20 protein-coding genes and 1 pseudogene are annotated in these 21,903 nt (G+C 65.7%); 11 read left to right on the forward strand and 10 right to left on the reverse strand.

Features of this window, described 5'->3' with window-relative positions; genetic code table 11:
- Window positions 1-3: 3 nt before the first annotated feature.
- Window positions 4-858: a tRNA pseudouridine(38-40) synthase TruA gene (gene truA / locus VKI00_RS28955; RefSeq protein WP_324444385.1), complete on the forward strand. Its 855-nt coding sequence runs from the start codon at window positions 4-6 to the stop codon at window positions 856-858.
- 7 nt (window positions 859-865) lie between these two features.
- Here truA and VKI00_RS28960 read toward each other — a convergent pair whose 3' ends face one another.
- The 3 genes from VKI00_RS28960 to VKI00_RS28970 all read right to left on the reverse strand — a co-directional run bounded on the left by VKI00_RS28960 (window position 866) and on the right by VKI00_RS28970 (window position 3,190).
- Window positions 866-1,555: a cutinase family protein gene (locus tag VKI00_RS28960; protein ID WP_324444353.1), complete on the reverse strand. Its 690-nt coding sequence runs from the start codon at window positions 1,553-1,555 to the stop codon at window positions 866-868.
- Between the two features lie 93 nt (window positions 1,556-1,648).
- Window positions 1,649-2,350, reverse strand: coding sequence for a cutinase family protein (locus tag VKI00_RS28965; protein ID WP_324444355.1), 702 nt, complete (start codon window positions 2,348-2,350; stop codon window positions 1,649-1,651).
- 48 nt (window positions 2,351-2,398) lie between these two features.
- Window positions 2,399-3,190, reverse strand: coding sequence for a cutinase family protein (locus VKI00_RS28970; RefSeq protein WP_324444387.1), 792 nt, complete (start codon window positions 3,188-3,190; stop codon window positions 2,399-2,401).
- A gap of 383 nt (window positions 3,191-3,573) precedes the next feature.
- On the opposite strand from VKI00_RS28970, the gene VKI00_RS28975 reads away from it, so the two are divergent.
- Window positions 3,574-3,954 carry a HicB family toxin-antitoxin system gene (locus VKI00_RS28975; protein WP_324444357.1) on the forward strand — a complete coding sequence of 127 codons (381 nt, stop codon included), beginning with the start codon at window positions 3,574-3,576 and terminating at the stop codon, window positions 3,952-3,954.
- A gap of 188 nt (window positions 3,955-4,142) precedes the next feature.
- Window positions 4,143-5,573, forward strand: coding sequence for a type VII secretion protein EccB (gene eccB / locus VKI00_RS28980; protein ID WP_324444359.1), 1,431 nt, complete (start codon window positions 4,143-4,145; stop codon window positions 5,571-5,573).
- On the opposite strand, the gene mycP is transcribed toward eccB, so the two are convergent.
- Complete coding sequence (gene mycP / locus VKI00_RS28985) at window positions 5,520-6,908, reverse strand: type VII secretion-associated serine protease mycosin (RefSeq protein ID WP_324444361.1); 1,389 nt, start codon at window positions 6,906-6,908, stop codon at window positions 5,520-5,522. The genes eccB and mycP overlap by 54 nt on opposite strands.
- Window positions 6,905-8,338: a type VII secretion integral membrane protein EccD gene (gene eccD, locus VKI00_RS28990; RefSeq protein WP_324444363.1), complete on the reverse strand. Its 1,434-nt coding sequence runs from the start codon at window positions 8,336-8,338 to the stop codon at window positions 6,905-6,907. Before eccD ends, mycP begins: the two co-directional genes overlap by 4 nt.
- 169 nt (window positions 8,339-8,507) lie before the next feature.
- On the opposite strand from eccD, the gene eccCa reads away from it, so the two are divergent.
- The 4 genes from eccCa (at window position 8,508) to VKI00_RS29010 (ending at window position 14,328) form a co-directional block, all read left to right on the forward strand.
- Window positions 8,508-12,371: a type VII secretion protein EccCa gene (gene eccCa, locus VKI00_RS28995; protein ID WP_414687325.1), complete on the forward strand. Its 3,864-nt coding sequence runs from the start codon at window positions 8,508-8,510 to the stop codon at window positions 12,369-12,371.
- Window positions 12,368-13,594: a type VII secretion-associated protein gene (locus tag VKI00_RS29000; protein WP_324444365.1), complete on the forward strand. Its 1,227-nt coding sequence runs from the start codon at window positions 12,368-12,370 to the stop codon at window positions 13,592-13,594. Before eccCa ends, VKI00_RS29000 begins: the two co-directional genes overlap by 4 nt.
- Before the next feature lie 100 nt (window positions 13,595-13,694).
- Window positions 13,695-14,021 carry a WXG100 family type VII secretion target gene (locus VKI00_RS29005; protein WP_324444367.1) on the forward strand — a complete coding sequence of 109 codons (327 nt, stop codon included), beginning with the start codon at window positions 13,695-13,697 and terminating at the stop codon, window positions 14,019-14,021.
- Between the two features lie 10 nt (window positions 14,022-14,031).
- Window positions 14,032-14,328 carry a WXG100 family type VII secretion target gene (locus tag VKI00_RS29010; protein WP_324444369.1) on the forward strand — a complete coding sequence of 99 codons (297 nt, stop codon included), beginning with the start codon at window positions 14,032-14,034 and terminating at the stop codon, window positions 14,326-14,328.
- A 64-nt stretch (window positions 14,329-14,392) separates the two neighbouring features.
- On the opposite strand, the gene VKI00_RS29015 is transcribed toward VKI00_RS29010, so the two are convergent.
- From VKI00_RS29015 to VKI00_RS29030, 4 genes and pseudogenes are all read right to left on the reverse strand, one after another.
- Complete coding sequence (locus VKI00_RS29015; protein ID WP_324444391.1) at window positions 14,393-14,851, reverse strand: OsmC family protein; 459 nt, start codon at window positions 14,849-14,851, stop codon at window positions 14,393-14,395.
- 77 nt (window positions 14,852-14,928) lie between these two features.
- Window positions 14,929-15,771, reverse strand: a complete 843-nt coding sequence (locus tag VKI00_RS29020) for an LLM class F420-dependent oxidoreductase (protein ID WP_324444371.1) — start codon at window positions 15,769-15,771, stop codon at window positions 14,929-14,931.
- Window positions 15,772-15,853: 82 nt separating this feature from the next.
- Window positions 15,854-16,598: pseudogene (locus VKI00_RS29025) on the reverse strand (superoxide dismutase family protein).
- Between the two features lie 107 nt (window positions 16,599-16,705).
- On the reverse strand, window positions 16,706-17,014 hold the full coding sequence (locus tag VKI00_RS29030) for a WhiB family transcriptional regulator (protein WP_324444373.1): 309 nt from the start codon (window positions 17,012-17,014) through the stop codon (window positions 16,706-16,708).
- Between the two features lie 348 nt (window positions 17,015-17,362).
- Here VKI00_RS29030 and VKI00_RS29035 point away from each other — a divergent pair, with 348 nt between their 5' ends.
- The 3 genes from VKI00_RS29035 to VKI00_RS29045 all read left to right on the forward strand — a co-directional run bounded on the left by VKI00_RS29035 (window position 17,363) and on the right by VKI00_RS29045 (window position 19,549).
- Window positions 17,363-18,193 carry a hypothetical protein gene (locus tag VKI00_RS29035; RefSeq protein ID WP_324444375.1) on the forward strand — a complete coding sequence of 277 codons (831 nt, stop codon included), beginning with the start codon at window positions 17,363-17,365 and terminating at the stop codon, window positions 18,191-18,193.
- Window positions 18,194-18,285: 92 nt separating this feature from the next.
- Window positions 18,286-18,864 (forward strand): sigma-70 family RNA polymerase sigma factor, encoded by a 579-nt coding sequence (locus tag VKI00_RS29040; protein WP_324444377.1) that lies wholly within the window; start codon window positions 18,286-18,288, stop codon window positions 18,862-18,864.
- Window positions 18,857-19,549, forward strand: a complete 693-nt coding sequence (locus tag VKI00_RS29045) for an anti-sigma-D factor RsdA (RefSeq protein WP_324444379.1) — start codon at window positions 18,857-18,859, stop codon at window positions 19,547-19,549. Before VKI00_RS29040 ends, VKI00_RS29045 begins: the two co-directional genes overlap by 8 nt.
- Before the next feature lie 51 nt (window positions 19,550-19,600).
- Here the strand turns inward: VKI00_RS29045 and VKI00_RS29050 are convergent, their stop codons facing one another.
- Entirely contained in the window at window positions 19,601-19,999 is a 399-nt protein-coding gene (locus VKI00_RS29050) for a DUF5319 domain-containing protein (RefSeq protein ID WP_324444381.1), read from the reverse strand.
- Window positions 20,000-20,221: 222 nt separating this feature from the next.
- Here VKI00_RS29050 and guaB point away from each other — a divergent pair, with 222 nt between their 5' ends.
- Window positions 20,222-21,823: an IMP dehydrogenase gene (guaB, locus tag VKI00_RS29055; protein WP_324444383.1), complete on the forward strand. Its 1,602-nt coding sequence runs from the start codon at window positions 20,222-20,224 to the stop codon at window positions 21,821-21,823.
- Window positions 21,824-21,903: the final 80 nt, after the last annotated feature.

Genomic DNA, 21,903 nt, shown 5'->3' on the forward strand with positions numbered 1-21,903 from the left:
GCCATCGACGCCGATGGCGGGCGCGTTCGTCTTCGGCTCGATATCGCCTATGACGGCACGGATTTCGCCGGCTGGGCTACGCAGTCGGATCAGCGAACGGTCGCGGGTGTTCTCGAGGAGGCACTCTCGACGGTCTTCCGGACCGAGGTGCGGTTGTGGGCGGCCGGGCGCACCGACACCGGCGTGCATGCCACCGGTCAGGTCGCCCATGTCGATATTCCGGTGGATGCGCTGCCCAACGCCTACCCTCGTTCGCCCCGACCGACCGAAGCGGAATTCCTGCCGCTGGTCCGGCGACTGGGGCGGCTGCTGCCCGCCGACGTTCGCATCCGCCGGATCATTCGTGCGCCAGCGGGTTTCGACGCACGATTCTCGGCGCTGCGCCGCCACTACGTCTATCGGCTCTCGACGGCGCCGTACGGGGTGGAGCCGCATCAGGCCCGCTACATCACTGCCTGGCCGCGCCCGCTCGATGTGGACGCGATGACCGAAGCCTCTCGAAACCTGTTGGGGTTACACGACTTCGCGGCATTCTGCCGTTACCGCGAAGGTGCTACCACTATTCGCGATCTGCAACGGCTGGACTGGGGCCACGATGGTCACCTGATCACCGCATACGTCACCGCCGACGCGTTCTGCTGGTCGATGGTGCGGTCGCTGGTCGGTGCGCTGCTGGCCGTCGGCGAACACCGGCGCACCGCAACGTGGTGCGCCGGGCTACTCACTTCGACGCGGCGGTCCAGCGACTTCGCCGCCGCACCGGCGCGGGGTTTGACGCTGATCGGCGTGGATTACCCGCCGGAGGGCGAACTGCAGGCGCGCACGCTGATCACTCGCGAATTACGCACCCGCGACTGAGCTTTGGTTAGAGCCTGCCGGCGACAAAGCTTGCGGCCTGATCGACCAGCCCGGAAGTGATGTACGAGTTCTGTAGATGCGACGACCAATGCAGATCGTGTATGCCTCTCGTGCAGATCGGGTCGCCGCCGGCGCATAAGTCGATGGTCTTACCGGCGAAGGCTGGGCTGAAGTTGGGGACCGGGCCGAGCACCCGCTGGGTGCCGTTACCGAACAGGGCGACCCCCGCGATGTGCTGGTCCATGTTCGGCGGCATGGGATCGGTGTAACCGAACCCGGGTCGGTTCATTGCGACCACGACGTCAGCCGCCGCCGCACCCAGCGAATAGCCGCCGAGCACCAGCTTGGTGTTCGGGCAGCTCGCCACCATCTGTTGCACGTGGGCGCTCATGTCGTTAGAGCCGTCGGTGATGCTGACGTCGGCGGGATAGTTGACCCCGTAGGAGCCGATCGTCATGTGCGGCACCTTCTTCTGCAGCGAGTTGATGAAGGCCTGGCCGACCTCGCCGACGCCGGGGGCTTCTTCGCGACCGCGGGCGAAATCTACTTCGGCGTCCGGGCACCCCGCGGACGCCTTCGGAATCGGCCCGCCGGCTGGGAATGGCGCCAGTGCCGGGGCGATCAGCAGCCCCGCGGCGAGCAACCCGGCGGCGGCGAAGCCGACTAGCCGCTTTGCCGCGCTCGGAGCAAATTTCATGAGCGGATGGTATCGAGCAAAGCTAATGACTTGCTGATACTGCCTGCAGGGTTGGCTTAATCACTCGCGCGGCCTTCCAGCCGCTCGAAACGATTACTGCAGCTTGCCCGCGACGAAGTCGGCGGCCTGATTGACCATTCCGGCCTGGATGTATTGCGACGCGGAGTGCTGCGGCCAGTTGTCGTTCCAGGTGTGCGGGTCGGCCGGGTTGCAGACGGGGTCCGCGCCGTGGCACATGTCGATGGTCCGGTCGTTGTAGGCCGGGTTGAAGTTCGTGATCGGCCCGACCCACTGGCTGCCGTTGCCGAACAGCGCGACCGCCGCGATGTGCTGGTCAGAGCCGGGCGGCAGCGGCTCGGTGAACCCGAACGCGGCGATGGGAGCCGCGACCACAACGTCGGTGACCGCTGCGCCCAGCGAGTAGCCGCCCAGCACAATCCGGGTGTCCGGGCAGGCGTTGATGGTGTTCTGGACGTGAGTGCTCATGTCGTTGGCGCCGACGTCGACCTCGGTGTCGGCGGGGTAGCGGACCGCGTAGAGGCTGACGTTGCGGTTGACCTTGGACCGCAGCGAGCTGACGAAGGCGTTGCCGATAACTCCGGCGCCGGGCGACTCCAGACGTCCGCGGGCAAACACCACCTCGACGGGAGAGCACGAGGCCGACGCCGTCGGGATCAAGGTCGGGATGGTCGCGGGTGCAAGCGCCAGCGACGCGGCGAGCAGCGCGGCGACGGCGAACCGACCCAATCTGCCCGGAACCGATTGTGGCGGTGGGTTTATCGAGCGCAGCCTCATGGGCCGATACTAATGCGCCGACGGGATATCAGCGCAGGCAGTTCTACGTCAGTGAAATACCGCGGGCTGCGTTTGATCGACCACGGACGGAAGCGGGGCTTCGGGTCCAGGCCCTGGCGTGGGCCCCTGCCCCGGGAAAGGCCCAGGTGGCACGCCCATCGGCCCAGGTGGAACGCCCATCGGACCTTGGGGTGTGCTCGGTGACAGCACCCCGAGAAGCCTGGTCTGGACGAAGCTGGCCGCCTGGCTGGTGTAGACGGGCACGTACCCCTCGGTGTGCCCGCTCCACTGGTTGCCGGGCCCCGCGTGACAGATCGGGTCTTCGGGGTTGCAGTAATCGACGGCCTTGGCGGCGAACAGCTGGCTCTGCTGCGATATCGGCCCGCCGCCGCGGTCGGCGGGGTTGCCGAAGGTGGTCACCGCGACGACGTTGTTCGCGTATTTGGGTGGTAGCGAGGCGCCCCAGCCGATGCCGCCGATGGGAACTCCGGTGACGATGTCGATCACCGATGCGCCCTGCGAGTATCCGCCGAGCACCTGCGGGGTGTTGGGGCATTTGTCGGCCACGTCTTTGATGTGCTTGATGGCGTCGTTGGCGCCGTCGCCGCCGTGCAACTGCAGCAGGCTGGCCTTGTAGTTGACCGGGTAGGCGTCGATGTTCTTGCCGGTGCTCTGGCGCAGGTTGTCGACGAGGGACTGCCCGACGTGTCCCAGACCGGCGGGCTCGTCGGTGCCGCGGGCGAAGGTCAGCGCGATGTCCGGGCAGTTGTCGGCGCCGGCCGACGGGACGGCCCGGGGAACGGCGCTGGGTGCAAGCAGCAGGACACCGGCGGCCAGCAGCGCGGCGGCGCTCAGGCCGGCCCAGCGAAAGCTGCGTGACCAGCGACGATGGGACCCCGGACGGCTGATGCGGTTGATGCTCACCAGGCGATTTTAGCGAGAATCGGGTCCACGGTCACATCGGCGGCTGCGGAGGATCCCGCCGTGGGAATGCTCCAGCCGCCGTAGCCGCCGCAGAGGAGATCGGGTAGTGCGTCAGCATTAAGTCTCGATGGGCGTTCGGGGCACATTGACCGACCTGCATTTTTTTTCTGTCTATCAAATTAGACTAGAAAATGTCTAACCGACTAGACTATGCTTGTGGCGACAGACGAACCGCGGCGAGACGTCATAAAACGACTCAAGAAAGCCGGCTTTGAGCTGGTGAAAGCGGAGGACGAGTGATGCGCGAATACAAGGTCAAGGTCGAGCGTGATGGCCGCTGGTGGATGATCCACGTTCCCGAGATCGACCAAATCACCCAGGCGCGCCGTATCAACGAAATCGAAGACATGGCGCGCTCACTCATTGCGATCAGCACTGATCAACCAATCAGCGAGATCACCGTTCACGTCGCGAACATCTGCGTCGACGGGGTCGATGTGCTTGAGGGTGCCGCGCAGGTAACCCGCCTGCGCAATCGTGCCGTCGAAGTCGAGCAAGAAGCGGTCGCTACGGCCAGTGACTTTGCGGTCCGGTTGACCAAGGCAGACGTGCCCGTTCGTGACATCGCCACACTCATCCACGTATCGCCACAGCGTGTCAGCCAGTTAACCAACGGTTGACTCGTCGGCCAATCAATCCCAGCAACGCGGCGATGTTGCGGGCCGTCCAGACACGGTTTTAATCTGGGTAGCCATCGCTGCCGTGGTCACTAGGCCGCCCCCATTAGGTTGAACTGTGGATCGACGATAAATCACGCCGTCACCACGGAATATCGTGAAGCCAGCTGGTCCGGGGAGTTGGGGGACTGATGGCATCGCAATCGACCACTCGGCTCCACATCAGCGGGTATCGATTTCTGCTGCGCCGAATCGAATGCGCGCTACTGGGCAGGGACATCCGCGGGGTTAACGAACCGATCCGCGCATCGATGCAGTCGCTAATGACCGGCTGGGTGCTGGCGCTCATCATGCTGGCTGGATGCGCGGTCCTGGCCATCGTGCGCCCACAACCAGCGGCGACGAACGCACCAATCGTGATGGGCAAACAGTCCGGGGCACTGTACGTCCGGGTAGGTGAAACCCTCCATCCGGTGCTGAACCTGGCCTCGGCCAGGCTGATTGTGAGAACGAACGTTGACCCGCAGCCGATAGCTGAGTCGGAATTGGGCCACAGCAAGCGGGGTCCCCTATTGGGCATCCCCGGCGCGCCGCAATTTCTGGCGGCGCCGCTCGCCGAGGACGAATCACGGTGGGCCGTCTGTGACGGCCCTGATCGCGCAGCGCCGAGCACGACGATCGTCATCGGCCGGGCCGACGGACCATTGTCGCACCTTCTGCCGAGCGGACAATCCGTGCTGGTCAGGCCCGTCACCGGCGGGTCGACCTACGTGCTTTACGACGGTCGCCGCGCCGTGGTGAATCTGGATGAGCCCGCGGTTGCGCACGCACTGGCGCTGGACGGTCAGGTCCCACTGGCGGTGTCGCCGACGCTGTTGAACGCCGTCCCAGAGGCACCGCCCATCACGGCGCCGCGGATTCCTGACGCCGCCGGCCGCGGACCAGCGGCGCTGCCGGGATTTCCGGTCGGCAGCGTCCTCCGCGTCGCCCGCGCCGACGGCGACGAGCACTACGTCGTACTCAGACACGGGATTCAGCGGATCGGGCAGGTTGCCGCGGATCTGCTCCGATTCACCGACTCGCGAGGCACCCGCACCGCCATCTCGGTCGCGCCCGACATCATCCGCGCCACTCCGACGGTGACCGAATTGCCAGTGGACACATTTCCCGACCGGGCGCCCTCGACATGGAATGCCAGCGGTTCGGCGCTCTGTGTCAGGTGGGGGCATGCGGCGTCGGGTGGCGCCGATATCTCGTTTTTGGCCGGCGGCCTGCCGATCCCGGCCGAGGACGAGCCGGTGAAGTTATCGCAGGCCGACGGAAAGGGCCCAGCGGTCGACGCCGTCTACCTATCGCCGGGGCGCAATGCATATGTACGTGCCACCGGACTGTCCGGAGACAACCCCCGCGCCGGCATCCGATACTTGATCACGGACACCGGCGTGCGATTCGCCATCCACGATGACGACGCGGCACACGACCTGGGGCTGCCCGATACAGCGATCCCGGCGCCCTGGCCGCTATTGGCCAAACTGCCTGTCGGTCCGGAATTGAGCAGGGCGAACGCCTCAGTCGCCCAGGACGCTGTCGGTGGCGCGCGATCGACTGCCGGCTCGCGGTAGCCGGGCCGCCAGTGTGCCGATGATCAGCACTACCGCAAGCACGCCACCGCAGATCGCTGCGCCAATGAATGCCGTGTCCCGCGAACCGTGATGCGCCGGCGCGGCAAGCGGCGGCGGCGCAATCCGCATCGGTGGTCGTGGTGGCAGACGAGCCGGGCTCACAGGTGGATCGGTGCTGACAGCCGCGAGGAAGTCGACAACGCCGGTGCCGACCAGCGGATCCCACCCGCCGGGCGGATGATGCGCGGTGGCCTCGATACGCTGCATGACCTGGCGAGCCGTCAGCTTCGGGAACCGCGATCGGATCAACGCCGCCAGACCGCTCACCACCGGAGCGGCGTAGCTGGTACCCGAAAGCGGACTCGAACCATTCGGCCCACCAAGGCTATTCACTAATCCATCGCCTGACGGGCTCAGTGACACCACCCCCTCGCCGGGGGCAGCGACATCCACCCAAGGCCCAGCAAGGGTGAACGACGAAGGTTCGCCGTGCGCGTTTACCGAGCCCACGGTCAGCACGTAGTCGTCGTACCAAGCCGGACTGACAACAACCGTCACCGTTTCCCACGTCGGTTGCGGTGACTGAGTAGGACACTGCCCGGCGCCAGTATTGCCGGCGGCGACCACCACGACGGCGTTCTTGACGTCAACCGCGTAGGACAGTGCAGCGCCGAGCGCGCGATCGTCGAGCGCCGATCCGGTGCGGATGCAGGCGACCGAGGAGATATTGATTACCGAAGCACCGAGATCTGCGGCCGTTCGAACAGCTTTCGCCATGGTGCTGACGTCACCGAAGCCGGAGTTGGACGAATCCGCCATTGCGCCGAACTTGGTGCTGGACTGGCGGATGCTGATCAAACTGACGTCCGGAGCGATCCCGCTGAAATCGTCCACATGACGAGGATCCGTTGCGGCGGCTATGATCCCGGCCACCGCGGTCCCGTGTCCGTCACAATCCTGGGTGCCGTCGCCGGTGAATACGTAGTCCCCGCCGGCCGCCGTCTTGGGGAGCCGTGAGTGCGGCGCAACCCCCGTGTCGATGACAGCGACCCGTTGGCCCGAACCACGGGTCAACTTCCAAACCTGTGGTAGGTCAAGCCCGGAGAGTTGAGTGGAGGAGTTGGCCCTGCCCCCGTCGGGACCTACAGACGGCACTGCGCACATCTGCCGCTGCACGGTGGGCTGCGGCGGCATTGGCGGCGCGGGCTCGGGTAACCGGCTGTTGTCGATCGGCGGTGGCGAGACGGCACGTGCGGCCGGTACGCCGCATTGGGGCAGTGCGGTGATTACCAGCACCGTTGCACACCGCAACGCCCTGGAATGTGCTGTGCTCATGGCAAGTTGATACCGCGCGCAGCGCCGTAAAGCCCGCAGATCCAGCACGCCAGCGGGCCGATGACTGCCAGCGCAAGATACTCCAGCATCTCGACGCTTCGACGCCCGATGGGAGAGAACGTCATTGTTTGGGTGATGAAGCCGAGGCATAGTGCGGCCCCGGCCAGCATCATCGACGCGGCGGCTATGTACGGCGTGCGCACCGGATAGGCGACGCCGGCGATCACGAATGTGGCGCTGAGTGTTACGGTTCCAGACACCATTAGCGGCACGGATCGCGACAGGTCCCGGTGTGAGCCCGCCCGCAATAGCAATACACTGCCTGTGACGGTGGCGAACGCGATGCCAAGCAAACCTCGGCCACCGGCGAAATGCGATCCGGCTGCCGCGCCGACGGCTCCCAGGGCCGCCGCCCCGGAGAATGCGGCGACCAGGCTGGTTAGCCAGCTGTTGGCGCGAATTGCTCTGATGTTAAGCCGATGTCGAGCGAGCGCAAGCTCCTCGCGAACGGGATTCGGCTCTGACGTCACTTGTGAAGATAGTCCGGCGAGCATGATCGACAATGGTGCAGACGCTTCGACCAGCGCCAGCGAGATCGCCGCGGACGCCGCACCGACCGCCTGAAGCGGCGCGGCGGTGACCGCGCCCACAGCAGCCGCAGCCGTTTCGATTGTCGCAAAACATGCCAATGCCGTGAATGCAGTTGCGCGACAACCCATTACGCGGAGCGCGGTCGCCGATGTCGCCGTGGCCGCCGTCGCAAGCAGCGCGTTCGGTGCTCCCACCTCGCCGGGAACCGCCAGGAAACCTGCGAGGGCTGCGAATCCGCAAACTGCCAGACCCAGCGCGAGCCCGGCAGTCCTGTCGCGCAACACGCGGTAGGCCAGTACCGCCGCCGGCAGAGCAATCAAACCGGCCACCGCCGCTACGACGGCACAGCCGCTACGGCGGGCATCGTTGGTATCGAAAGCTGTTCGAAGCAAGACCGCTGCACCCGTGCCTGCCAGGCAACTCGCCGCCAGGATGCTGATGAGTCGGGCCGCTCGCCGGGTCCAAGGTCGCACGCTAGGGCCCAGCGACATCGATACCGCCTCCGCTACGTCATCGATGCGCGGTGGCGTTAGAACTACCGTCGCGTCGGTGAGAATCAATGTGGTGCCGTCACGGATACCCAACTGGGCCAGTGTCTTCGACGGGTTCAGCGGGATCTTCCCTGGCAGGGAAAGCTGATGGCGGGCTGCGACTGTCTGAGCGCGATGACCACCTTCTGCCAGAATGTCGACGATTGGCGGTATCAGCGACGCAATCGGCACTAACGCGGATAACGCCAAGTCGACGTGGAGGGAGTCGGCATAAACCGACACCCGCCGCAACCCTCCGCCGAGTTGGCAGGGTTCGCTGCTTTGGCGTGCTTCCACCCCTTGGTGCACTGCGACCTCCGTTCGCCGATGCGGCTGCTGATCCGGACGCTAACCGGTGGTGCGATGCCCGCGCATGCGTTGATCCACAGCCGACTTGCGGCCGATTGCGGTCGCACCTACGGTGCGGGCGCAGGAGGGTTACGTGGTGCAGCTCGATGGTTCTGCGACCGTGGAATTCGTGCCGTCGGCACGTCTGCCCACACCGGATTTCGAGACGGCCGACATCGTCGTCGCGGCCCCGCCGCCAGTGACGCGACCGGCAGCGACGAACGTGATGACCCGTCTTCTGCCGGTCGTCATGGCCATCGCGACGGTGGGGATGATGGTTATGGTCTTCCTCTCACGTTCGGCTGTCGCGCGGAATCCGGCGTTCATGACGTTTCCGCTGATGATGCTGTTGTCCGCGGTGGCGACGCTGCTGTCCGGCGCGGATCGGCGGCGCGGCGAGATCAACGCCGACCGCGCCGAGTACCTGGGCCACCTCTCCGACCTGCGAGGTAACGTCATCAAGACCGCTGCGGCACAGCGCTGTTCGCTGGTGTGGTCTCATCCGGATCCTGACACGTTGTGGACCTTGGTCGGCGGCCGCCGGATGTGGGAGCGGCGAGCTGCTGACTCGGACTTCTGCCTTGTCCGGATCGGTATCGGAACACAGTGTCTTGCCAACCGTTTGGTGCCTCCGCCGCCCGGACCGGTGCAGCGGCTGGATCCGGTAACGGGGAACGCGTTGCGTCGATTTCTCCAAACACACTCGACAATTCCGGACGCGCCGATTGCGCTCGACCTGCGTGGACCGCAGGCCGTGACAGTCGGCGGGAACCCTACCCGCGCGCGTTCGCTGTTACGTGCGATGATCTGTCAACTGGCCGTGTTGCACAGTCCGAGCCTGGTTTTGGTTGCCGCGGTGACCAGTGACCGCAACCAAGCCCACTGGGACTGGTTGAAATGGTTGCCGCACAATCAACATCCGCTCGCCAACGACCGCCTCGGCACTGCCCGGATGGTTTACCCATCGCTGGACGCGGCTCAGCAGGGCCTCGCCGGCGTGTTGACGGACCCCGCGCCGGCCCAGCTGGTGGTCGTCGTCGACGGCGACGTCGGTGACGGGTGGGTGATCCAAAGCGGCACCGGCCACGCGACCTTGCTGACGGTCGGCACCCGCCATGATGGCGCGCCAACAGTTGGGGAGCTGTCGCTGCGGGTGAGCGAGAACGAGCTATCCGGCCACGGTGACGCATCCGTATGCCCAGACCAAATGAGTTACGCCGCTGCGCTGGTCTGTGCGCAAAGACTGGCCGGGTACCGGCCCGGCAGGGTGGATGCGTTCGGGGGGACGTCCGGCGGCGGCTCGGGCTGGCAGAGTCTGCTCGGGATCAGCGATCTCGCGTCCACCACCCCGACTGATTGGTGGAACAGCAGAAGTCCTCACGATCGCCTTCGCGTTCCGATCGGCACAACCGTTGCGGGCCCGCCGCTCGAACTCGACATCAAGGAGGCCGCCGAGAAAGGCATGGGGCCGCACGGGCTCTGCATCGGGGCAACCGGATCGGGTAAGTCGGAGTTCTTACGCACGGTCGCTCTGGGGATGATCACTCGTCATTCGCCGGAAGAGCTCAACCTGGCGCTTATTGACTTCAAGGGTGGCGCTACCTTCTCCGGCCTGGAGCCGGCGCCGCACGTCGCTGCGGTTATCACCAACTTGTCCGACAAGGCCGCACTGGTCGCTCGCATGCGCGACGCGCTAGCCGGTGAAATGAACCGCCGACAGGAAGCCCTGCGCTTGGCAGGCAACCTCGACGGGATTGGTGCCTACGATCGGATGCGGCGTGCCGGGGCCCAATTGGCACCCCTTCCGGTGCTGTTCATCATCGTCGACGAATTTTCCGAACTGCTCAGTCAGCATCCGGATTTCGCTGACGTCTTCGTGGCAATCGGCCGACTCGGGCGATCGCTGGGCATGCACCTGCTGCTGGCCAGTCAACGTCTGGACGAGGGAAGACTTCGCGGGTTGGAATCGCATCTGTCCTACCGAGTATGCCTGAAAACGTTGTCGGCCAACGAATCGCGGCTTGTCCTGGGAACATCCGATGCCTATGAACTGCCAAGCGGGCCGGGTGCAGCCTATCTGCGGGTCGGTACGGATGCGTTGATTCGCTTCCAGGCCGCATACGTTTCCGGTCCGTATGAGTCTGAAATCTATTGCACTGCAACGCAATATGATTCGCCGGATCGGCGGATTAGCCCGGCGCTCGCCCGTTTGTTCACCGTGGGACGGGCAGGGCCGGTCATACCGATCGGCAGGGCGGTCGAGCACGTCATTGATCGGCGCACCGTCTTGCAGACGGTCGTGGATCGGGTGTCCGGGCATGGCCCGCGTGCGCATGAGGTCTGGCTGCCGCCGCTCGGCCCGGCGCCGGCACTGGACACCGTGTTGGACGATGCCAAGTCCACCGGCAAACCCATGTCCGCGTTGACCGTCTCCATAGGTGTCGTCGATCGGCCGTTTGAGCAACGGCGAACACCGCTCGTCGTCGACTTGTCCGGGGCCGCCGGCAATGTCGCTGTTGTCGGTGCACCTCAGTCCGGCAAATCCACAGCTCTGCGCACATTGATCACTGCGCTGGCCGCCACCCACGATCCGGGCTTGGTGCAGTTCTACTGTCTCGACTTCGGCGGAGGGGTGTTGGCATCGTTGCGAAACTGGCCGCACGTTGGTTCGGTCGCCGGCAGAGCGGACCCGCAGTTGGCTCGACGCATGGTCGCCCAGCTCGAAGCAATCATCCGGACCCGCGAGACCATTTTCCGCGACCACGGGATCCAGTCGATGGCGCAGTACCGCCTGCTGAAGGCCGGACAAGATCCAATATGCGACCGCTTTGGTGATGTCTTCCTGATTGTTGACGGGTGGGCAACCCTGCGCGGTCAATTCGACACGATCGAGGCGTCGATCACCAGCCTTGCTGCGCAAGGACTCTCATTCGGTGTGCACGTCGTGATCACCGCATCCCGATGGGCCGAGATTCGTCCCGCGCTCAAGGATCAGATTGGGACGCGAATCGAGTTGCGGCTCGGCGATCCCGCGGATTCCGAACTGGACCGTCGGCGGGCTCAGCAAGTCCCGGAGGGCAAGCCGGGTCGAGGGCTCTCAGATGATGGGATGCACATGGTGATTGCCCTACCCCGGGTGGACGGCGCCCGCACAAGCTCTGATCTGGTCGAGGCCAGTGCGCGTGTGGGGGAGACGCTGCGGGCCCGTCATGGCGGATCCACCGCGCCCCCGATACCGCTACTGCCTGCCCGCGTCGACTACCACAGCGTGGTCGAGAGCGCCGTCGACGGGCACGGCGCCGGCATCCTGATCGGTCTGGAGGACCGTGAACTACGGCCAGTAGCAATCGATCTTGCGCAGCAGCGCCATGTTCTTATCCTCGGGGACGGCGAATGCGGAAAGACATCCGCATTGCGCGTCATTTGCCGCGAACTGCTACGGACCACGACTGCCGCCCAGTCTCAGTTGTTCGTCGTTGATTTCCGGCGCTCACTGCTCGGCGTCATCGAGTCCGAGTCCGACCACTTCGGCGGATACCTTGCCTCGGCGGCTGCGGTCGATGCGGTGCTGCCGCGCCTGGCCGACCGGTTGCGTGGAAGAGTGCCGCCTCCGGACGCTACCCCTATGCAATTGCGCACCCGGTCGTGGTGGTCAGGACCCGAGATATATGTCGTGATCGACGATTACGATCTGGTCGCCACCGATCGGAGCAATCCGCTGATGCCGCTCCTGGAATTTCTGGCGCATGCCAAAGACTTGGGTTTGCACATTCTGATGGCACGCCGCAGCAGCGGCGCCGCCCGCGCGATGTTCGAGTCGCTCCTCGCCGGACTGCGCGACGCCGGCTGTACGACATTGATGATGAGCGGAAGTCCGGAGGAGGGTCTGGTGATTGGCCCGGTGCGCCAGTCGCCGATGCCGCCTGGCCGCGGCACGTTGATCACCCGTCAAGGTCACACTCAGCTGGTGCAGGTCGCCTGGAGCCCGCCATGAGCACGCACGTAGTCGAGGTTGGTCCGAATGCGATCCACCGATTATGTTGCGGGGCAGATGTATTCGCTCGCGACGAAGTGGTAAGGGCGGCGTTCGACAACATCGACGATCAGGTAACCCTGGTCGACCTGCGTCCGGTCACGGTCCACTCACTGTGGCGGACGGTTTTGGGGTCGATGGATTGCGGAAGCCCTGAGCGTGCGATCGTCGTCCACCCGTCGTGGTGGGCGTCAACGCGGATCGATGTGGTCCATGCCGCGGCGCAGGTCCTCGCCGGGGAGGTTGTCATGCGACCCCGGTCGTGGCTGCTGACCCAGGCGTCTCCGCCCGAATCCCGCCATGCGACGGTGGTTGTGGAAATCGCGGACCAGTTCGTGGTGATTACCGGCTACGCGGTGGTTGCCGAAACCCGTCGCCGAGAACCGCGGTCTGTCGTTGAGGCGGTTGTGCGTTCGATCCTCGAGATGACGTCGGACACCACCGTTGCGGTGGTGATCGACGCACCGAGCACCGTCGGCGGAGCTGACGCGCTGGCGCCAATGATCGCTGAAGGCTTGCGCACTAGCGGCGGGATCGGCGCGGCACACGTCGACGATGTCCGGTTGAAAAGGATTGCCGCAGAGATCATTCGAGGCAAAGACAGCACTTGCGCGTCGCATCACACCAAAGCCTTGGCGCGTGACGACCGTCGTCACTGGCGACTCGCGCTGGTCGTGCTGCTGATCGTCACCGTGCTCGGCGCGTTCGGGGCGCTCGCGTCGGCCCGTCGGGGGCCGGCTGCCGACGGTGGCATTCCGACGACGTTTCTGGTGGAAGGTCGCGTGGTTCTTGAGGTTCCGGCGGGGTGGCCGACGCGGCGCGTCGTAGCCGGACCCGGTTCGGCGCGCGTACAGGTCACGTCGCCGTCAGATCCCGAAATGGCGCTGCACGTGACGCAATCGCGGATTGCCACAGAAGCCTTGAGCGTCACCGCCGAATTTCTGAAACAGGCGATCGATGCGGAACCGACCGGTGTGTTCGTCGACTTCAACCCGGCTGGAAACAGTGCCGGGCGCCCGGCGGTGACCTATCGGGAGGTCCGTTCTGGTCACGACATCAGATGGACGGTGTTGGTCGATAAGGCCGTCCGGATCAGCATCGGATGTCAAAGCCGCCGCGGATACGAGGACGCGATGCGGCAGGTGTGCGAACTCGCTGTGCGATCGGCCCGGGCGTTGAGCTGATTTATGCGTCGGCCGAATAGCGGGAACCGGAGCAGACCCGCGCGAGTCCTACATGTTGTAGGCGCGGTCAGGTCCGCGGCCATCGGGCAAAGGAGGACATGTGAGCACACCCGCAGGTGGCAACACACTTAGCGCCGATTTTGATCTGATGCGCTCGGTTGCGGGCGGCATCGAAACCCGCAATGAAGAGATCCGGACGACGCTGCACGCATTCATTGACCGTATGAGCAACGTGCCGCCGTCGGTGTGGGGTGGCGCCGCGGCGGCGCGTTTCAAGGACGTGGTGCATCGATGGAACGCGGAGTCGATGAAACTCCACCAGGCTCTTCACAGCATCGCGGAGACGATTCGCCATAACGAAGCCGCATTGCGCGAGGCGGCCGAAAACCATGCGCACCGCATCGGCAGCGCCGGCGGGAATTTGTGAGGCCACAACCATGGACCAGCGTCTGTCATACAACTTCGACGAGATCGAATGCTCCGTTCGCCAGGAGATCCACGCCACCTCCGCCCGCTTCAACGCCGCGCTCCAGGAGATGAAGTCTCAAATCGCGCCGCTGCGTGAACTGTGGACCCGGGAAGCCGCCGCCGCTTACGGGGTCGAGCAGCTGAAGTGGCATCAGGCGGCCGCCGTGCTCAACGAAATCCTCGTCGACCTGGGAAACGCGGTGCGTGACGGCGCCGAGGACGTCGCGTCCGCCGATCACCGTGCCGCCGGGGTATGGGCACGGTAGCGGCGGCAAACAAATGAAGACTCTGCGCGGTCCCGACGGAAGGAGAGACCGCGGGACCGCGCAGTCATCGCAAGGATGTGGAGATGTTCACTTCGGAGGTGAGGGTCTGATGAACCGGGCAACGATTGGCGATGTGCAGCAACCGTTCCCGTTGCGTGTCGTCGAGGTTGCCGATTAACTCGATGTCGCGATCGATGTGATCGATCCATCCGCGGCTCGTTTCGCATTCGGCGCAGTCTTCTGCGTGAATGCGCGAGTGCCGCAACGTTACTCGAACACGCTCGAGAGGCCAGTCCTTGCGGTTGGCGTACATCCGCACTGTCATCGAGGTGCACGCCCCGAGCGCGGACAGTAGTAGGTCGTAGGGCGTTGGCCCGGCGTCGCCACCGATCGGCTGTGGCTCGTCGGCGGCGAGTTCGTGATGCCCCGCAATGATCCGCTGCGTATACGTGCCCGTGCCTGTCTCCGTCACGGTCACGGTGCCCTCGGACGACGCGTCGTCGCCCGTCTCGTGTGTTGTCATGCCCATGGCGAACATGATCGCATTCGAGCCGACGGCGTGCGTCGAGCTTGGGGCACACTCAGCCCGATTCAGCCCCGCTAACGTGATAGGCCAAGTGGCCCAGCGAGTTCCGACAGCGTCGGCAACGCCTTCTCCGGCCCGCCATACACCAGGATCGCGACGTGGTTGGCCCCGGAGTTCAGATACTCGGTCAACCGGGTGGCGACGTCGTCAGGCGTGCCGTGCGCGACCACGGCGTCGATGAGCTTGTCGCTGCCGGGCGGGGTAACGTCGGCGTCGCTGAAGCCCAGCCGTTTCCAATTGCTCAGGTAGTTGCTCAGGTAGAAGTAGTGGGCCAGCCCCTCGCGGCCGATCGCGCGTGCCTCTTCGGCGTCACTGATGAGCACCACGTTGTGCACGGGAGCCAGCAGTGCGTTCGGCCCGATAATCGCACGGGCCTGTGCGGCGTGCTCGGGCGTCGCGTTGGCCGGGTGAGCGCCGGCGGCACGTTCGGCCGAGAGCTTCAGCACCCGCGGACCGAGCGCGGCGAGCACACGTTGATCGGCAGGTACGCCGTATTCGTCGAGTTCGTCGAGGTATGACACCAGCGCGTCGTAAGGCTTGCGGTATTGCGTGTCGCCTTCGGGATGTCCGACCCCGACGCCGAGCACGAAGCGGCCCGGGTAGGCGCTGTTGATGCGGTGGAACGACGCGGCCACGGGCTTGGCGGCCGCCGACCAGATGTTGACAATGCCGGTGCCCACCTTCAGATCGGTCGTCGCCTCCAAAAGTGGCTCAACGAAGGACAATTCGGCCGGCGGCGAACCGCCGATCCAAATCGTGCCGTAGCCCAGCCGTTCGATCTCATGGGCTTGCTCGGGGGTGGCGCCGAGCCCGAAGAATCCGAATCGGCCGAGGTTGCTGGTTTCTGCTGCGGTCATTGCCATTGCAACCCGCGCATCGCGCGCAGCTATTCCGAAGAGGAGGACGCGCACGCTGCGCGGCCCGTCACTCGGATGGAGGTCAGCCGCCGGGCGGAGTGCTGTACGTCGTCACGGGCGTGGTTGGCGTGGACGTGACGGTCGGGCCGCTAGTGACCGTGACGGTGCTCGTACTCGTGGACGGCGGTGGCACCTCGACCGTGGTGGTGACCGTACTGACGCTGGTTGTCGTGGACGATGACGTCGCAGCCGCCGCGGCGATCACACCGCAGGCCACCCGCTTGCCTGCTTCGTCCATTGCGCTGGCGCCGAGGTTGCCCGGGCCCTGGTGAAGGATCAGCGCGGTGCCCGAGCTGTTCCGCAGATCCGCGGCGGTGAACGCGCTCGTCGTGGTGACGAGTTTCGCCGAGCCGTCGGGCCGCACTTGCAGTGCGGTCAGGTCGCCGCTGGCGGGAGTACCGGTGTGGTTCGGCGCCTGGTAGACGTCTCCGGCAGAATAGAAGTCCCCGGTCGAGCCTCCCGTCGGCGCAGTCGAATTAGCCGCGCACTGGCCGACCGAGTGGACCATCAGCGCGTGGAAACCCGGCGTGAACCTGGTTGGGGCCGGCTTCCACGGTCACCGTCGCGTAGCCATTCGCGAAATCGAAGGTGGCGTTGGCGATCGCCGTTCCGTCGGCGCCCTTCAACTGTGTGGTCATCCGCTCGGCGCCGGCCGGCGCCCCGGATGATGTCGTTGGCTGGTTGTTGCCTAACTGGTTTGCGCATGCGGCTAACGGCGCGACGGCCGCCACCAATAGTGCGGCCGTGCAAAAGACGCCCCTATTCATGGCCAGGACCTACCCAAATAAGCCCTAGTCAAAACCGTTAGTCGACGCGGATCATCGAGCAACGCCCCGCCCCGGGAGACCGGGACGGGGCGTTGTCTGCTGAGAAACTAGGCGGTGCGGCGGATTGGGCGCGTCCTGCCGATCTCACGCTTGAGCAGCAGTTCGCGTTCGGTCTCCGAGAGGCCGCCCCAGATGCCATAGGGCTCGCCGACCTCCAGGGCATGAGCGCGGCACTGCGCCATGACCGGGCACTGGCGGCACATCTCCTTGGCGCGCCGCTCGCGCTGCAAGCGGGCCCGACCGCGCTCGCCGTCCGGATGGAAGAACACCGACGAATCGACCCCACGGCAGAGGCCTTGTAATTGCCATTCCCAAATATCGGCGTTGGGGCCTGGTAGCTGCTCCGGTTGTGGCATTGAAGTCCCTCTCTACATGCCCAAGATCGGGCCAGTTTGCGATCAAGTACGTCGTCAACTGAATCGAGCGGGTCGTCGGTGACTAACTCGTCGGCCTTAAAGGTAGGGGGCCTACGGAATTTTCGTCAACACTCGGTGATGTGCCGAATGCCCAACGGAGGCTTGACAATTTACCCTGAGTTCATCGACGTGCGGAGTCTGCTCACCTACCCGTGCGTGGTGACGCGCTGTTATCGGGGAACGTCCCAGCTCGCGACCGGTCGCGGGGTAGGCACAGTAAATATAATCTGCGTCAGATTTAATACCGGTGTAACTCAGAAACCATGAAATATTAACTGGCGGCCTGGGGTGATAGATATCTCTTGCGGTCCGACAATCGAGTCCGACCTTACTGCTGCGGCCTTTGGAAATGAGCCCGGGCGCTGGCCGCTGCCGTCGGCGGTCACACCTGGTCAGCTGTGGCTGCGCGCGGTTGGTGCCGGGGGGCAGGGCCGCTACGGCAGCGCGCGCAACGACCTCGCGACGCTGCTGCGCGGTGCGCCCGCCGACCGCCTCGCCTCGCTGGCGCACAGCACCCAGGCCTCGTTTCTGCGCCAGCTGGGCTGGCACCGGCTGGCCCGCGGCTGGGACGGTCGCGCGTTGGCGCTGGCCGGCCCCGACCCCGAGGCCGCTGCGGATGCGATGATCGGGCTGGCCGCCGACGCACTCGGCATTGGTCGCCTGGCCGCCGCGGCGACGTTGCTGAGCCGGGCGGAGCCGTTCGTCGCGGGAGCGCCGCAGCACCGGCTGTCGGTGCGCCGAGCGTGGGTTGCCGCCGAGCTGGCGATGGCGGCCGGCGACGGTGCCGCCGCGGTTCGCAACGCCGAGCTCGGCGTCGAGTTGGCGGCGGCCACGGTCGACGGATCGGTGTCTGCCCGACACGGCGCCAAAAGCGACGTGGTGTTGGCGGCGGCGCTATGCAGCGCCGGCGCCGTCGACCGGGCCCGGACCGTCGGTGCCGCGGCGCTGGAGCGGACCGGCCGGTTGGGCCTCGTGCCGCTACGCTGGGCGGTGGCCTGCCTGCTGGTCGACATTATGGATACCGGGAGCCCGACCCGCCCGATCGTGGAGTTGTGTGACATTCGCGACGAGTGCGCCCGCCAGGTGGAACATTGGGGCGGAGCCTGGAGCCAGCGCTAACCCCGCATTTGCTGCGGCAGGTCGTTATTGTTTTACTACGTGCCACCGTGCCGGGCGATGTCCGGTTCGTAACGCTGGAGATGTTGCCACCGATGACAACGCTGGAGGAACGTCTCGACGCTGTTGTAGCTGACGCCGTAGCAGGTGATCGGGACGCGCTTCGAGACGTGCTGGAGACGATCCGCCCGATCGTGATCCGATACTGCCGCGCACGAGTCGGCACAGTCGAGCGGTGCGGTCTTTCAGCTGACGATGTGGCACAGGAGGTGTGCTTGGCCGCCGTAATGGCGTTGCCGCGCTACCGTGATCGCGGGCGCCCCTTCCTGGCCTTTGTGTACGGCATCGCCGCGCACAAGGTGGCCGACGCGTACCGTGCGGCCGGCCGCGACCTGACGTATCCCACCGACTCCATTCCCGACCGCAGGTCGGCCGAGGCCGGTCCCGAACAGGCAGCCATCGAAGCCGATTCCGTCAAGAGGATGAGCGAGTTGCTCAACGTGCTGCCCGACAAACAACGCGAAATCCTCATCCTGCGAGTTGTGGTCGGTTTGAGCGCCGAAGAGACCGCCATCGCCGTTGGCGGTACCGCCGGAGCCGTACGCGTAGCCCAACACCGCGCGTTGGCGCGGCTGAAATCCGAGATTGTTGCAGCGGGACAAGATTATGTTTGAACACACTCATAGGCCGTTTGATCAGCCCGATCTGGGTGCGGTGGCTCGCACCGAGCGGTTCATCGAATCGCTGGCGAAACGTGAGCCGGTCGAGTTCAGCGATGTCGCCGACCAGGGTGATAGCGGAGAACGGGCGCTGGCCAGGCTGCTGGAGGACTGGCGCGACGAGTTGAGGGCCCCGGTGCCAAGCGGGCTGTGCCCGGAGCGCGAGGCCGTCCGCGCGTTGAACCGCGGGCTGGCAGAGCGTCGTCACGCCCGGCGGCGCATGGCGCTGGTGGCGGCGGTGGCCGCGACCCTGCTCGGCGTCGGCGGGTTCGTCGCGATCATGGGCGACGCCCAGCCCGGCGATACGCTCTACGGCGTCCACACGAAGGTGTTCGGCGAGCCGGCTTCGGTGCAGGACGAGCGGATCGCATCGTCCGCCCAGAGCGATTTGGACCGCGTTGAGCAAATGATCGCGCTGGGCCAGTGGGACGAGGCGCAGGACAAGCTTGCCGCGGTGAGCGACCGGGTGCAGGACGTCAGAGACAGCGATCGCAAACAGGGCCTGGTCGAGCGGGTGAACCGGTTGACCGCCAAGGTCGCCAACCGTGATCCCGGCGCAACGCCGCTGCCCAGCCCACTACCGAACGCAGACCCGGCGGTCGTCCTGACAAACCTGCCCCCCAACCCGGTCGGTGGTTGAGGGGAAGTTAAGGGGAAAACGCCTGGTCAGCGGCGAGCCGTGATATTCCCGCTATGTCTGAGTATCCGAGGTCGCCTCGTTGAGCGAGGCGTCTGCGTACCCCCGGCAGTAATCCCAGGTGACGTAGGCGTCGGGCTCGGGGTCGTAGGCAGGCTCGTGCGGACGAACAGTGCCGTCGACCAACAGCTGCAGCAGGTTCGCGCGCAGCATGTCCCAGTCGTGGTAGTGGTCCTGCTGACACTCGTCACAACACACCACTAGGCCGCGAATACCCTTGTGCGCCAATAAGGCCTCGTACACCGCCAGGTCGGCCAGGTCGGCCTCGACCGCCATCCGCTCCTGCGGGTCGAGCGGTTGGCCGGGCTCGACGGCGTCCAGCGCCGCCGACGGATCACATGGGTCGTCGGCAAAGGGATCGGGCGGCAAACCCGGCGGGAGGTAGTCGCGCACGGGTCCAGACTACGCAGCCGGGCGGGCATCACGCCAGCGCTATGCCCGCAGACCAGCCCACATGTCGCGTCTGCTCCCGCCCTACGCGGCGCGCGTCGTCGCCAGGTCACAGCGTCAAGGTGCCGGCCTCTCCCCCTCGCGCCCTGCGCGGCGCGCATCGTCGTCGGGCGGAGCCGATAGGATGAGATCCTCACTCCGCGTGCGTATGGGAGGGCCCCGGCAATGTCATCTGGCTTGTCCCGTCTTGAAGGCAGCGGCGACCTAATTGTGGAACCTTATGTCCGTGTCGGTGGTCTCGCCGACGATCCGGTACCCACCGGCGGTGACGATCCGCACAAGGTCGCGATGCTCGGACTGACCTTCGACGACGTCCTGCTGTTGCCGGCTGCCTCGGATGTAGTACCCGCCACCGCGGATACCTCCAGCCAGCTCACCAAGAAGATCCGGCTCAAGGTGCCGTTGGTCAGCTCGGCGATGGACACCGTCACCGAATCGCGGATGGCGATCGCGATGGCCCGGGCCGGCGGCATGGGCGTGCTGCACCGCAACCTGTCGGTCACGGAACAGGCCGGCCAGGTTGAGATGGTGAAGCGGTCGGAGGCGGGCATGGTCACCGATCCGGTCACCTGCCGACCGGACAACACGCTGGCTGAAGTCGACGCGATGTGCGCGAAATTCCGGATCTCCGGGCTGCCGGTGGTCGACGCGCTGGGCTCCCTTGTTGGGATCATCACCAACCGCGATATGCGTTTCGAGGTCGACCAGTCCAAGCCGGTCGCCGAAGTGATGACCAAGGCCCCGCTGATCACCGCCCAGGAGGGTGTCAGCGCCGACGCGGCGCTGGGCCTGTTGCGCCGCAACAAGATCGAGAAGCTGCCGATCGTCGACGGTCACGGCCGACTGACCGGGCTGATCACCGTCAAAGACTTCGTCAAGACCGAGCAGCACCCGCTGGCCACCAAGGACTGCGACGGCCGGTTGCTGGTCGGGGCCGCCGTCGGCATCGGCGACGACGCCTGGGTGCGGGCCATGACGCTGGTCGACGCCGGGGTTGACGTCCTCGTTGTCGACACCGCGCACGCGCACAATCGGCTGGTGCTCGACATGGTCGGCAAGCTCAAGGCCGAGGTCGGCGACCGGATCGAGGTGGTCGGCGGCAACGTCGCTACCAGGTCGGCGGCCGCGGCGCTGGTCGAGGCCGGAGCCGATGCGGTCAAAGTCGGTGTGGGGCCGGGTTCGATCTGTACTACCCGGGTGGTTGCCGGCGTCGGGGCACCGCAGATCACCGCGATCCTCGAGGCGGTCGCGGTCTGCGCGCCGGCCGGCGTGCCGGTGATCGCCGACGGCGGGCTGCAATACTCCGGCGACATCGCCAAAGCCCTTGCGGCAGGGGCCTCGACGGCGATGCTGGGGTCGCTGCTGGCCGGCACCGCCGAGGCGCCCGGCGAGCTGATCTTCGTCAACGGCAAGCAGTACAAGAGTTACCGTGGCATGGGCTCGCTGGGCGCCATGCAAGGAAGAGGGACTTCGGGGGAGGCAGCCAAGTCGTACTCGAAGGACCGCTACTTCCAAGACGACGCGCTCTCCGAGGACAAGCTGGTGCCGGAGGGCATCGAGGGACGGGTGCCGTTCCGCGGGCCGCTGGCGTCGGTGATCCATCAGCTGACCGGCGGGTTGCGCGCGGCGATGGGATACACCGGGTCCAACACCATCGAGCACCTTCAGCAGGCGCAATTCGTCCGGATCACGCCGGCGGGCTTGAAAGAAAGCCATCCGCACGACATCACCATGACCGCCGAAGCGCCCAACTACTACGTGCGGTGAACCGATCGAGAAGGGTCGCTCATGCGTGACATGGTCGAGATCGGCATGGGCCGAACGGCAAGGCGCACTTACGAACTCGA

Source organism: Mycobacterium sp. (assembly GCF_035314665.1).
Classification (GTDB): Bacteria; Actinomycetota; Actinomycetes; order Mycobacteriales; family Mycobacteriaceae; genus Mycobacterium.